13 protein-coding genes are annotated in these 13778 nt (G+C 44.9%); 3 read left to right on the forward strand and 10 right to left on the reverse strand.

Annotated features, from left to right (window positions below):
* Window positions 1–165: 165 nt before the first annotated feature.
* From murC to V8G47_RS14845, 9 genes are all read right to left on the reverse strand, one after another.
* Window positions 166–1485 carry a UDP-N-acetylmuramate--L-alanine ligase gene (murC, locus tag V8G47_RS14805; RefSeq protein WP_336200808.1) on the reverse strand — a complete coding sequence of 440 codons (1320 nt, stop codon included), beginning with the start codon at window positions 1483–1485 and terminating at the stop codon, window positions 166–168.
* Between the two features lie 159 nt (window positions 1486–1644).
* Window positions 1645–2301 (reverse strand): hypothetical protein, encoded by a 657-nt coding sequence (locus V8G47_RS14810; RefSeq protein WP_336200809.1) that lies wholly within the window; start codon window positions 2299–2301, stop codon window positions 1645–1647.
* Window positions 2302–2309: 8 nt separating this feature from the next.
* Entirely contained in the window at window positions 2310–3413 is a 1104-nt protein-coding gene (locus V8G47_RS14815; RefSeq protein ID WP_079532871.1) for a nicotinate phosphoribosyltransferase, read from the reverse strand.
* A 112-nt stretch (window positions 3414–3525) separates the two neighbouring features.
* The gene (locus V8G47_RS14820; protein WP_442970861.1) at window positions 3526–6327 is read right to left on the reverse strand and encodes a DNA translocase FtsK; all 2802 of its coding nucleotides are present in this window, start codon (window positions 6325–6327) and stop codon (window positions 3526–3528) included.
* 383 nt (window positions 6328–6710) lie between these two features.
* Entirely contained in the window at window positions 6711–7316 is a 606-nt protein-coding gene (ytpR, locus tag V8G47_RS14825; protein WP_229594295.1) for a YtpR family tRNA-binding protein, read from the reverse strand.
* Window positions 7316–8125, reverse strand: coding sequence for a DUF1444 domain-containing protein (locus V8G47_RS14830; RefSeq protein ID WP_336200810.1), 810 nt, complete (start codon window positions 8123–8125; stop codon window positions 7316–7318). The genes ytpR and V8G47_RS14830 overlap by 1 nt, the downstream gene beginning before the upstream one ends.
* Before the next feature lie 174 nt (window positions 8126–8299).
* Window positions 8300–8617 carry a thioredoxin family protein gene (locus V8G47_RS14835; RefSeq protein WP_336200811.1) on the reverse strand — a complete coding sequence of 106 codons (318 nt, stop codon included), beginning with the start codon at window positions 8615–8617 and terminating at the stop codon, window positions 8300–8302.
* 1 nt (window position 8618) lies between these two features.
* On the reverse strand, window positions 8619–9650 hold the full coding sequence (locus V8G47_RS14840; protein ID WP_336200812.1) for a PTS transporter subunit IIC: 1032 nt from the start codon (window positions 9648–9650) through the stop codon (window positions 8619–8621).
* Between the two features lie 191 nt (window positions 9651–9841).
* Window positions 9842–10345 carry a hypothetical protein gene (locus V8G47_RS14845; RefSeq protein ID WP_336200813.1) on the reverse strand — a complete coding sequence of 168 codons (504 nt, stop codon included), beginning with the start codon at window positions 10343–10345 and terminating at the stop codon, window positions 9842–9844.
* Between the two features lie 171 nt (window positions 10346–10516).
* Here V8G47_RS14845 and V8G47_RS14850 point away from each other — a divergent pair, with 171 nt between their 5' ends.
* The 3 genes from V8G47_RS14850 to V8G47_RS14860 all read left to right on the forward strand — a co-directional run bounded on the left by V8G47_RS14850 (window position 10517) and on the right by V8G47_RS14860 (window position 13063).
* Window positions 10517–10963 (forward strand): YtoQ family protein, encoded by a 447-nt coding sequence (locus tag V8G47_RS14850; RefSeq protein ID WP_336200868.1) that lies wholly within the window; start codon window positions 10517–10519, stop codon window positions 10961–10963.
* A gap of 214 nt (window positions 10964–11177) precedes the next feature.
* Window positions 11178–12671: a peptide MFS transporter gene (locus V8G47_RS14855; protein ID WP_336200814.1), complete on the forward strand. Its 1494-nt coding sequence runs from the start codon at window positions 11178–11180 to the stop codon at window positions 12669–12671.
* A 116-nt stretch (window positions 12672–12787) separates the two neighbouring features.
* Window positions 12788–13063, forward strand: a complete 276-nt coding sequence (locus tag V8G47_RS14860) for a hypothetical protein (protein ID WP_336200815.1) — start codon at window positions 12788–12790, stop codon at window positions 13061–13063.
* A gap of 106 nt (window positions 13064–13169) precedes the next feature.
* Here V8G47_RS14860 and V8G47_RS14865 read toward each other — a convergent pair whose 3' ends face one another.
* Window positions 13170–13700 (reverse strand): DUF84 family protein, encoded by a 531-nt coding sequence (locus V8G47_RS14865; protein ID WP_442970862.1) that lies wholly within the window; start codon window positions 13698–13700, stop codon window positions 13170–13172.
* Window positions 13701–13778 lie beyond the last annotated feature (78 nt).

The following is a 13778-nucleotide window of genomic DNA, read 5'->3' on the forward strand; positions in this document are numbered from 1 at the left end:
GTATCTCCAATCTATACTTGTTTCTCGACAACTCAAGTATAAAAGACTGGATGATTACGTGCATTTTTTATGTTCAAATTGTGTAAGAACCCCAACAAATATTATAGAACCTTTTTTTATCAAAGCACAAAAAAACCGGCTCCCAATAGGAACCGGTTTTATCTATTATTTCTCTTCTTTCAATTGTTCCTCAAGCTTCTGTTCATATGCCTGCTGGAACTTTTGTACGTCTCCCGCCCCCATGAAAAGCAGTACGGCGTTTTCATGTTTGAGTAAAGCGGTCGTATCTTGTTCGTCTATGATTTCGCACCCTTCAATCTTACTTTCAAGATCGTGGATGGAAAGTTTTCCGTGGTTTTCCCGTGCGGAACCGAAGATTTCACATAAGTACACTTTGTCCGCAAGACTCAGCGTCTCGGCAAACTCTGTCAGGAAGGTCTGCGTACGTGTAAATGTGTGAGGCTGGAAGACAGCGATGATCTCTTTTTCAGGATATTTCTGTCTTGCCGAATCAACGGTTGCCTTGATTTCAGTCGGATGATGAGCGTAGTCATCGATCAGGATCTGTGAGCCCACTTCTTTTTCAGAGAAACGGCGCTTGACTCCTTTAAATGTGCTTAATCGTTCTTGGACGATGGCGGTATCAAGCTCTTCATAGTGACAAATGGCAATGACGGATAAGGCGTTCATGATGTTATGGTCACCGAATGTCGGGATTTTGAATGCGGCATAAAATTCATTGCGCACAAACACATCGAATGATGTACCCGTTCTGTCCCGCGTTACGTTTCTCGCCTGGAAGTCGTTTTCCTCGGCGAAACCGTAAAACACCACCGGTACCTGTGCCTGGATCTTTTGTAACTGCTCGTCATCCCCGCATGCGATGATTCCTTTTTTCACCTGCATGGCCATCTCCTGGAAAGCAGAGAAGACGTCATCCACATTGGCAAAGTAGTCGGGATGATCGAAATCAATATTCGTCATGATGGCATAGTCAGGGAAATAAGACAGGAAGTGTCGTCTGTACTCACATGCTTCGAATACAAAATAATTCGCATCCACTTCGCCTTTACCCGTTCCATCCCCAATCAGGAAGGAAGTCGGCTTTGCGCCGCTGATGACATGTGCCAGTAAACCGGTTGTCGACGTTTTCCCGTGGGCTCCCGTTACCGCAACACTTGTGAATTTCTGCATGAAATCACCAAGGAATTTATGATACCTGGTCACAGGCAGTCCTTGTTCTACGGCCGCTTGTATTTCTTCATGGGTGTCAGGGAAAGCATTCCCCGCGATCACATGCATATCCCCTCCAATGTTTTCTTTTTGGAAAGGTAGTATTTTTATATTTGATTCGTCCAGAGCCTTCTGAGTAAAGAAATACTTGTCTACGTCAGATCCTTGGACCTCGTAGTCCATATCATGGAGTATTTGGGCTAACGCACTCATGCCCGACCCCTTTATTCCTACGAAATGATATATCGTCATAATAGAACCTCCAACAATCGTCTATCTAAAAGCATTATATGAAATCTATATTTATTTTGCCATCGGTCTCAAGCTTCTGATATGTGAGTTTAGAAAAAAGCGTACTTTCTTCAACTTGAAACATTATATCATTATTTGAAATCCCTGACCATGCAGAAGCTACGAAAGGCTGGGCAGAATGAAGTTTGGCGCTTCTTCCTTTAAAAACGTCCTCCATAATACCCCAGTTTTTTGATTCATTTGACTATATTGTGTTTGTAAATTTGTTAACACGTCCACTGATTTCACGGGAAAAACAGGACCTAAGATCCACTGATGAACGACCAGCGGGACTTTCCTCACGAAATAGACCTGTTCTTCAGATATTTCCTTTTCTAGCCAATCAGGGTTCATTTTAACAATCACTTCATCTCCCTGAACGATCGTTTGACAACGTACGGTCCGTCCTTCTTTCCCTTTGACTATGACGGGTTCCCAAGCAGCCGTCAATACAACGGCACCAAGGAGTTTGGTTGATTCCTGAAGGGGATGTGACTGCAGAAATTGAAAGAATAAGGTTTGTCCCTTGATGGTTTTATAATCAAATAGAAACCATTCTTGAAACAATCTCTCGACTCGAGCCATCATCCTGGCCTCATCGTATTGAAGAAACCGTTTAGAGAAAATCATTTTAGCCCGTACTTTTTCCCTTATATTCGTTTCCTTCAAAGCGTACTCATACGCTTTACTGTAGAGGTCCTCAATATGATCCTCGGCGATTTTCTGTTTTTTCTGCCTGAACCGCTCAAGATCTAACGTGCTTTCCTGCTCTTGCATGTTCTCACCTATTCGAATTCTACTTTTTCCAGACGGGGGTTCGGGCGAAGCTTCCTTCCTGCCTTAGCTTCCGGGGAACCGTCGATGACGACGTTGTCCCCAGTGAATCCTACATGGATCTTCAGAAGACTGCTTCCGACTCCGTACATATCGACTGGAACTTGATTTTCCTCAAACTGGCGGATGCGGTCTTCGTTAAAACCGCCCGACACGACAATCTTGACGTGGTGGTACCCTTCTTCGTCCAAAGCATCTCTCAATGCATTGATGAGCTGCATATTGACCCCGCGGGGATCAAAGGTTCCAAGCACATGCTGATTACGAAGGAAATATTTATCGATCATCATTCTTGATGTATCTACCCTTACCCCTTTTAATTCCTGGCCAAACTCTCTTGCGACCTTCAATGAGTCAGTAATGACATCATTATTGTAATCGACAAGGGTGATGAGCTCGTCCTCGGGGAATGTTTCCTTATACGCTTTCGTTGCCTCTACGATATCCCCATTGAATAATTGAATGAGGGCATGAGGCATGGTTCCCATCCCTTTTTTCCCCCACCACTCATTCATGGCGTGGGTCGCCTGGGCCGTAGATCCTCCTATGAAGGCTGCATAACCGTCTCCAGCCTGTTGGGTAAAATGATCGTCACGGTCGCCCATAAAGATGACGGGCTTCTGTTTCCCCGATAAGGAAGCAGCTTTCATCACATTGTAAACGCTCGTCGCAACGGACGTTCTTCTCGCAAGGATTCCGTCGATGATGCCTTCTAAATATCCAAAGTCCTGATAACGGCCCTTGATGGTCAGCACGGTTTCAAACGGAGAGATCTGGTCTCCATCCTTTAAAGAGTGAATCTCAAGGTTCTGCGGGTTATCAGCGAATGTATGCAGAAGGGCGATGACTTCATCCGTTCCGCAAATCACGGCATGTGTCTTTTGAAAGAATTGCATGGTGATGACTGCATCCGGTTTATGTTTCTTGGCAATTTCCTTCGTCTTTAAAAAATACACAGCTGAAAACCAGCCATCCTTGATTCTTTCATCAAACTTGAATGTATGATTGGTCAACCTGTTGAGTTTTCCTTGAAGTTTCAATTCGATTTCTTTCATCACTAAAGCTCCTTATGGCTCTTCCTACACAAAAAGAATAGGTATTCTGTTTACATTCGTCCGTATTGGACAGATATAAACAGAATACCATGTATTAAATATTTGTACTAGTCTATGCGAGTGTCTCCAATTCACTTTCGGAAATGAGGACATCCCTTGGTTTACTGCCTCTGGACTCGGAAATGATTCCATTACTCTCCATCATTTCCATCAATCTTGCGGCCCGGTTATAACCGATCCTGAATCGTCGCTGCAGACTTGAGGCCGATGCTCCGCCCTGATCGACGACAAATTCACATGCTTCTAAAAACAAGTCGTCCTCTTCCTCGGTGACCTGCGCTTTCTTGATCAATTCATCCTGCTGGAAGAGATAATCCGGTTCCCGTTGTTCCCTGACATGGCGGATGATGTCATCGATTTCATCATCGGATACGAACGTACCCTGCAATCGGACCGGTTTGGATGAACCATTCTCAAGGAACAGCATATCCCCTTTACCGAGCAGGCGCTCTGCCCCGCTCCCATCGATGATCGTCCTTGAGTCGACGCTTGAGGAAACCGAGAATGCGACCCTTGTCGGTACATTCGCCTTGATCAAGCCAGTGATGACATCAACTGAAGGACGCTGAGTGGCAATGATCAAGTGAATTCCGCAGGCACGTGCCTTCTGGGCGATACGGCAAATGGCTTCTTCCACGTCTGCCGGCGACATCATCATCAAATCTGCGAGCTCATCGATGACAATCACGAGGTAAGGAAGCATATCGCTGTATTGTTTATTCCGCTTCGCGAGTTCGTTGAAACGCTTTATATCCCTTACCCCTGTGTGGGCAAATAATTCGTATCGTCTTTCCATCTCCTCCACGGCCCATTTAAGGGCGGCGGTCGCTGCTTTCACATCGGTGATCACCGGGCTCACCAAGTGAGGGATCCGGTTATACGGTGCAAGCTCGACCATCTTAGGGTCAATGAGGAGCATCTTCAATTCATCCGGAGATGACTTATACAGAAGACTGACGAGAATCGAATTGATGCATACACTTTTTCCCGAACCGGTCGCACCGGCGATGAGACCATGGGGCATCTTGCTCAGATCCGTCACGATGGGCTGTCCTGAAATATCCAGTCCGAGGGCCGCGGTCAATGGTGAAGACGGCTCCTGGAAGGCAGGACTCGCAATGACTTCACTGATGCATACCGGGCGGCTCTCCCTGTTCGGCACCTCGATCCCGATGGTGTGTTTACCTGGAATCGGCGCTTCCATCCGGATATCCTTGGCTGCCAGGCTAAGCTTTATGTCATCAGTCAGATTCGTAATCTTATTGACCTTCACCCCTGGTTCAGGCTGCACTTCAAAACGTGTGACCGACGGCCCCTGGGTGACATTCACCACTTTTGCCCTGACGTTGAAGTTATGCAGGGTCTCATCAAGTAAAAGTCTTTGAGAATCCAGCCACTCTTCGCTCATTTCCTTGGATACCGGCGGCGTCAAATAATCCACTTTCGGAAAGACATAGTCTCTTGTCCGTTTCGATGATGAGCTTAATTCACTGTAGCTCTTTACCGCTTCTTCTCCTTGGACCTGAGTCTGTTGAGGCGGCTTTTCTTCACGTCGCACGTCTTCAGCTGATTCTTCAACACGCGCCTCTTTAACGGGAGGTGCCGTTTGTTCAGTGGTCCTCTGTCTCTCCATGGAAGGGGAACCTTCCGTACGTACGGACGATCTGCGAGTATCCATCTGACGCTTATCTTGTTTAAGCATTAACACGTTAAAAGGAAGATGCGATCTCTTCCGTCTTTCAGGTTCCTCCTTGATCGGTTCTGAAGGTATGGCCGCTTCTGGTTCTTCGTCGACGGGCCTTTCTTCAACAAGGGACTGTTCTTCATTGACCGGCTTCTCATACACAGCCGGTCCTTCTTCCCCTGGCGTTTCAAGGACTGCTGTCTCTTGATGCGGTTGAGCCGTTTCGCCGGCAGGTACTTCCTCTACGGGTTCGGCTGATTCGAATTGGAGGGACGGACCTGCTTCTTGAACCGTCTCACGATGTACTGCCATATCGGGTTCTTCTTTAACCGGCTCAACTTCGTCTATCAGTGAAATACGCTCATGTGATGTCGTGGGAATGACTGTTATCCCGGCGTCATTCTGGTCCGTTTCATTTATTGGATCCGACTGTATCTCTTCCGCATGTATCTCCTCAGCGCGGGCCGGATGTTCTACAGGTTGGATGCTTTCTTTCAGTTCTTCCGTATGTGACTGTACACGGGATTCAGCCTCTGACTCCTTAGCAATGGCAGACTCTTTTTCTACAACAGGAAGGGATTCCTCTACTATCGATAGAGCTTTTTGATCGATGACTGCTTCTTTTCTCTCTTCTTCGTTATGTAAAAACTTATTCAGCTCATATTCGACACTTTCTTCTTTCTTAACCGGTCTCCCTCTAAAACCATAGATGGGTGACGGAATCTCCGTTGGCGTAAACGGCCGGCTGTTTCCTTTTTCCACCTTTGTCGCTTTCTTTGTCTTGATGGGAGTGGACTGGTTCTCTTCTTTCCACTTTCGATTGCCCGAAGATTGGTTTCGGTTCTTTGGCTGCCGCTGCTCCTGCTCTTTAGGCTTTTCTCTTTCTCTATCTTTTTCTCTATCTCTTTCTCTTTCTTGATTTCTTTGAGTTCTTCGCGGACGTTCTCTGTTTTCCCCGTCTGATATAAGGGGAAATCGGAAATTCCCTTTTGGATATTGATATGTCATCCTTGCTTCTACATCACGTGAATGGTTTGGCCCTGCTATATGTTTACGTTCAGCCTTTGTCGGTTGGAGCTGCTGAACATCGTCTTGGTTTTCATCATAGTACTCTTCAAATTGTTCATCATTATCTGATAATTTACCAAATATTTTTTTAATCCAGCTCACAAACATCACTCTTTCTTTCATACTTACTATTTATTTTATCAGTTAAAGAGAAAAATTCGAGTCATTTCGATAGAATAAGGGAATTGTTAAAGGATTGTGTCGAAATAAACATAGGTGTAAAGGGTTTGTAATATACAGTATTGTCACATGGTACATAGTAAGTGCTGGTTGATTTCCGCTGCAGATGCTCGCTTTCCGCGGGGCGTGAGTCGAGCACCTGCAGCTTCAATCAACTTATGAATGGTCGGTTAATACCTTAGAACTCTGTAAAATAACCCAATACATCGTTACCAACCAAATGTTCACACCTTATTCATTCATAAAGTCAAATAAAAAATACACAAAAATACCTGAGCCCACACTCCGGACCCAGGTATTTGTTTTTATGCTGTGAATGGTTGACCTATTTGGTATGTGTCTTCAAGGACGAGGATGCCTTTTTCTTGGGGGGCATCGGGAAGGGCAAGTTCTTTGGCAGAGCAGATCATGCCTGATGATGCGACTCCTCGAAGTTCTGCATCTTTGATGACCATTCCGCTCGGCATGACTGCGCCTACTTTAGCGACAACGACTTTTTGGCCTTTGTCTACGTTAGGTGCACCGCACACGATTTGCAGGGTTTCATCTCCAACATCGACGGTACAGATGTTCAGTTTGTCTGCATTTGGATGCTTTTCTTTTTCAGATACATAGCCGACAACAAATTTCGGTGAAAAGTCTGCTTCCAATACTTCATCAAAGCCGTTCTTCTTGATGGCTTCGTTGATCAATTGGAGCTTCTCATCGTTCATTTCGACAGGTCCCACTTCACTCACGTTTATATACTTGGATGCTTGGAATAGGTTATAGCCAAGTGTTTTCCCTGTTTTCTCATCGAATAAACGTGCTGCGTCTTCTTTCCTTTCGTGCTGTACTTCTCCTTCAAAGCCCGGATCCAGTGTAACGATCAGGGTATCACCAATGCCTTCCAAGTTATAAAATACGTTCATCATTTTTTCTCCCTTTCCTTTTTGCGATTTTTGGCCAAAATGAAGATCGGTTCCAGTTCCCCTTCTTCATATACAAAGGATAATGCTGTAATCGGTACATTTCCTGTCGTAAAGAAACTCATCGTCATCTGTGCAAGGACGTCATAGCCCGTTTCATTACGGATATCCCCGATGATCAATACATCCTGATGGGGGACCGATACCGTCATCTCACCTTGAATATCCTTGCTAACCTGTTTTAAGAAACTATCATTCAAAATACGACTGGCATCGTATCCGTCATTATTATTGAGAAAATAGAATAGGTTTCCTGCTACTTCATCCTTTTTCATGTCTGTTTGCAGGCTTCTGACATTGAAAAGGGCAGTTTCCTTCATTTGCTCATGGGTCCATCCTTCAGCTTTCAGCATGTTTTCATCCAACAGACGGTAGGTTTTCCCTAAATCAACGGCATAGTAGATACGCGTTTCAGCTGTATGCTCGTCCGTCACGAGTGCCACACCTTCATTGGATTCGGTTGCAAAAGAGGTGGAACGGATGACAGGAAACACCTTCTTCTGTTTACTGCCTAGATCCGCTTCTGTTCCCATCACATTTAAGGCTTCTTCTACGTAATAGACGACTTCATCGATGATGGATTTATTGTTTTCCTTCCATTTCGATACGATCGGCGGCAGGGAGACAGTGATCCCTTTTTTCGTAGAGGTGTTTTCTATTCTCAGTGAATCTTTATCCCGATCATATGTAAACGTACGATTTGGTTTCTCTAATCGTTCCTGGAGTATACTTTTTAGCTTTTTTATGTCCAAATCTGATCCTCCTTTGGTGATACATTTATATAGAAAGTACTGATCCTAAACCTTCGTTTTTCATTCTCACTTATAACATTTTACATGAAAATGGCGAGATTACAAAAGGAACCTTTTGATTTTGGGAAAAAGAAAAGGGACCCCATCTTTTCAGGAGATCCCCTCTGCTGTTATTTATGAAGCCAACGAGTTCATGAAGTCCTCGATTTGTTCTTTTGATTTCCGGTCTTTGCTTACGAAGCGTCCGAGTTCACGACCGTCTCCGTATGCGAGGAAGCTCGGGATTCCGAAGATATCAAGCTCGATGCAGAGGTCAATGAATTGATCTCTGTCTACATATAAGAATGTATAGTCATCGTACTCACTTTCGATTTCCGGAAGGATAGGTTCGATGATTCGGCAATCCGGACACCAGTCGGCTGAGAACATAAATACATGCTTCCCGTTTTCTTTCAATTGGTGGAATTCTTCCACTGATTCAAGTTTACGCATTTTATTTGCCCCCTGTTTCAATCGTCATTTGGTTTGGTTTGATCCAACCTAGTTTACGCATATATTCAGATATTAACAGGCTTATGAATGCAGGTCCAACAAAATGCAACAGCAGGATTTTCATGGTAACATCCCAGCTGAATCCCATCGTTTTGAACGTCATGATCTGTCCGACAAATCCGCTCGTCCCCATCCCGGCTCCAGCTGCATTGTTTTCCATCAGCCAAACGGTCGTCCCGATGGGAGCGAGAATCATGCCGGCAACAGTCGGTGGTATGAGGATAAGTGGATTTCGAACGATATTCGGGACCTGTAACATGGAAGTCCCAATCCCCTGGGCGAATAATCCGCCCACCCGGTTCTCCCGATAACTGATGACGGCAAATCCAACCATTTGAGCGGCGCAGCCAATCGTGGCAGCACCGGCAGCGACCCCATTCAAATCAAGCATCAAAGCAATGGCCGCACTTGAAATCGGGGCAGTCAGGGCAAGACCCATGAGGGCCGCAACCAGGATCCCCATGATGATCGGTCTCTGTTCCGTCGCCCAGCTGAGCCAGCTTCCAAACATACTCATAAAGTCAGCGATTCCCGGTCCGATGAAGTAAGCGACCGTGAATCCTGCAAAAATCGTGACAAATGGCGTCACGATAATATCTATTTTCGTTGTCTTACTGACGAGCTTTCCAATTTCCGTTGACAGGACTGCCGCTACATACGCTCCGGCCGGTCCTCCAAGGGTCGCTCCGGCGGCACCTGTCACCACGGCAGCGAATATGACCAGTGGCGGCGCCCCAAGACCAAAGCCAATCGCCACACCGATCGCCGGCCCCATCAAGCTGATGGCAAGCGTCCCCATCTCTATGAAAAATTCACTCAACCCTGCAGGAAGGGGAAGCTGTTCCCCGATCGTCTTAATGATCAATCCAATGATCAACGAGCTGAACAACCCCAGCGCCATATAACTTAAAGCATCTATAAAATACGTCTTCGCCGAAAACGTAACGCCTTTTCTCTCCAAATACCCTCTCATGCCCTTCACTCCTCTGTATACCATTCCTTTTACTAGTGTAAAGACACATGTTTGATTTGTCTATAATTTTTCATTCTTCAGTATGGTCGGATTTCTTTTATTTTCCTTTTCCCATTGCTTATCTATTCTAAATCCATAAAAAAAACCGGCCCCTCCCTGCTCCCGCAGAAAAAAAACCGGTCTGTATCTATCTAGTTGTGTTTGACTGATGCTGCGATTTTCATCATCATTTCAGCGTTATCCGCCAAGTCTTTCATTTCTGACTGAGTTGTTACTTTCGTTCCGCCCACTCCTACAGTAAGTTCGTATTCTTCTGTATCCGGCAATTCCTTAATGACATAATATCCTAAGCGATTGTCTTCTTTAAACGTCCCATGCTTCACCAGACTTTCTTTGTCATTAATGGCCATTTTATATAGAAGTTCACTATCCTTATCTTCTTGAGGGTTCGTGAAAAGAATAAACGTATCAGAATCTTTTGAAATAATGATATTATAAGGAGATTCTTTTTCTATCTTGGCACCAAACGGAAGATAAAAGCTGATGTTGCCAGCGTCTTCTCCGGCTTTCTCATTGGAGTTCAATGCTCCCTCCACCGCGCTTGCCGTCTCCTTTTTTTCCTGGTCGATCGATGTATTGCATCCTGCTAAAATAAGCAATAGTATAAAGAAAATGATCGATGCTGTGGTTTTCATACTCGATTCCCCTCCCATTCATACCTAGGACCTATGCTTATGATACCCTCATAAAGTCCCACCTGACAACCCTTCCAATAAGAAATTCTGCCTTTTTCATGGGAAAGGTGGTTGAAATACCTTCGAAAGGGTATTTATGATAAGATGACTAAAAACAGGAAGGTGATCATTATGGAATTAACCGTGTACTTAGCCGGAGAGATACATAGCTCCTGGAGGTACGAATTAAAAGAGAAAGCGAAAGCCCTCAGACTCCCCCTTCAGTTCGTCGGGCCCATGGAAAATCACGATCGTTCCGACTCGATCGGGGAAGAAATCCTCGGGGAGCAGCCGAACAAGATATTCCGGGATGAAGCTGCTTCTGCCATCAATAATTTCCGGACGGAACTGCTTATGAAGAAATCCGATGTGGTGATTGCTTTATTCGGTGAAGAATATAAGCAATGGAACACGGCGATGGACGCGAGCACAGCCATTACCCTACAAAAGCCCCTGATCCTCATTCGCCCGGAAAAACTTCATCATCCATTGAAAGAGCTTACAAATAAGGCGAATGTTACAGTAACGTCCATTGAACAGGCACTAAAGACCCTTTCTTACGTTTTTGAATCCGAATGACCCTATCTCCCAAAAAGCCTGCAGGATCAATCCTGCAGGCTTTTTTATGCAGAATTCTCACGCGCACTAAAGACCTAATTATTTTCACTATTTAAAAATAATTAAATATTAGCAATCTATAGAAATTTTATGTTATAATTAACCATTTGCAAACTTTTTTTGACTTTAAGAAAATATTAAAATATTATAGTAAAAGAATAAGGGAGGTAGTAACATGTCATCAATGAATAAACAGAAAATTGTGGATAGTGTCCCTCAAAAAGGTTTCTTTGGACATCCGAAGGGATTATTCACTTTATTCTTCACGGAATTTTGGGAGCGCTTTTCCTATTATGGAATGCGTGCCATCCTCGTATTCTACATGTACTATGAGGTTTCAAAAGGTGGACTGGGTCTAGATGAAAACACAGCATTAGCCATCATGTCCATTTATGGTTCACTCGTGTATATGTCGGGGGTCATCGGAGGCTGGTTGGCTGATAGGATATTCGGAACTTCGAAAGCCGTCTTCTACGGTGGAATATTCATCATGTTTGGTCACATCGCTTTATCATTTCCAGGGAGTTTATCTCTGTTCTTTGTTTCAATGGTATTGATTGTTATCGGAACAGGTTTATTAAAACCGAATGTTTCCACTGTTGTAGGTGAAATGTACAGTGAAAATGATACCCGCCGTGATGCGGCATTCAGTATTTTCTACATGGGTATCAACTTAGGTGCATTCATCGCTCCATTAATTGTCGGTAGTCTTATGGAATCGAAAGGTTTCCACTGGGGATTCGCAGCTGCCGCAATCGGTATGTTCTTAGGTCTTGTCGTATTCATGTTAACGAAGAAAAAGAATCTTGGCCTTGCGGGTACATATGTTCCAAACCCGCTTAACACCCGTGAAAAGAAGAAATACGGATTAATCGTAGGTGCGGTCGTCATCGCCCTTGCAATCATTCTAGGTATCACGATTCCTTCAGGTTTATTCACACTGGACGTATTCATCAATATCGTCGGGATCTTCGGAATCGTCGTTCCAACCATCTACTTTATTGTGATGTACTATAGTCCAAAAACAACGGCAACTGAACGTTCAAGAGTCATTGCGTATATTCCATTATTTATTTCAGCCGTGATGTTCTGGTCGATCCAGGAACAAGGGTCCACTATCCTTGCTGCATATGCAGACAAGCGTACACAGCTTGATTTCATGGGGATTTCGATTTCTCCTGCATGGTTCCAGTCACTGAATCCATTATTTATCATCCTGCTGGCTCCAGTATTTGCATGGATGTGGGTGAAATTGGGTGACCGTCAGCCATCCATCCCGAAGAAATTCTCATTCGGTCTATTGTTTGCCGGTTTATCTTTCTTAGTGATCCTGTTACCTGCACAAATGGGTGGAGAAGGTTCACTTGTTAATCCATTATGGCTTGTGCTAAGTTACTTCATCGTCGTTCTTGGTGAATTATGCTTATCACCGGTCGGTCTTTCAGCGACAACAAAGCTTGCTCCTGAAGCGTTCTCTGCTCAAACGATGAGTCTTTGGTTCCTGGCTTCTGCCGGTGCACAGGCTCTGAATGCACAGCTTGTCCGCTTCTATTCACCTGAAAATGAAACACTTTACTTTGGTTCAATCGGTGGAATGGCAATCGTTCTGGCCATTATCCTATTCCTCATCTCCCCTATGATCCAACGGGCGATGAAGGGTGTAAAATAATTGATTGATCCCCCTGAATTCTTTCAGGGGGATTTTTTCTATCAAAATCAAAAAAGAACCCCGTTTGAAACGGAGTTCGATTCTTTTTACCAGAATAGATTGCAGAAGCAGTTTCTATGTTTTCTTTTGCATCCACATTTTCTGCGATCGTCTTCGTCGCTTCTTCTGCCTCTGCATCCTCTGTCCCTGTCTTCTGCTCCTCTTACGTTGTCTCTCCCACCGCATCTTCTACGATCATCATTCTCACCAAACAAGTTGCATCTTCTTCTGTCCCCAAACAGGAACTTATCCCAGTCGCAACAGAATCGGTCGTCACGGCGATTATCACGACGATCATCATCCCGGCGCCCGCCGACACGGTCGTTACAATAATTGCATCCCATAAATTCTAACCTCCTTAGAAAGAATTTATCAGATAAAATAAAGTCTGATATACTCCATCCTATGAAGGACTGGACGATTTGGTATGGGCCAAGTAACCCCTAAACGGACCGGGATTTACTTATCTTGGACGTTTGTTTTATATTGCCACTGACCAAGCAGGAGCTGAACGACGTGAAGGAACATCGTTTCCCTTGTAACGAGTCCATTGGTGAATATCCCTACGGCCCCTTCTTTCTTCCTGATTCCCGTACGCTGGGTATACTCATCCATCAAGGGCCCGAGCTCCTTCCCAGCTTTCAACTCCCGGCTGATCTCGTTTGGCAGGGAGATCCTGGCACCACCGCCGATGATTTCGTTCCCCTGCCGGTCGACGAGTGCCCCCCAGTTACAGACGAACATTCCGTAGAGGGATTCTGACACGCCTCCTTCAAGGCCGATCCCAACATCACTGTCCGTGCTTTTGAGAACATTTTTGGCGCGGTTCAGTGCCCCTTCGATCGTCTCCTGATCGGACAGGGGCTGCTCACTTACATGGGAATCGGTTTTCAGGCACTGGAACTGGACCTCCTTGTATTGCTCCTCGAACGCCTTTTGTATCGCTTGCACCTTTGCTGGATTCGTTGTTCCGATTGCTATCTTTAACACATTCATACCTCATTTCTAAAAAGGTCTGATAAACGCCTTTTTTTCTCTCTATAAAAAAGCTGTCCCAACTCGTATATG

The sequence above is a fragment of the Rossellomorea sp. LJF3 genome, assembly GCF_037046045.1.
Lineage (GTDB): Bacteria > Bacillota > Bacilli > Bacillales > Bacillaceae_B > Rossellomorea.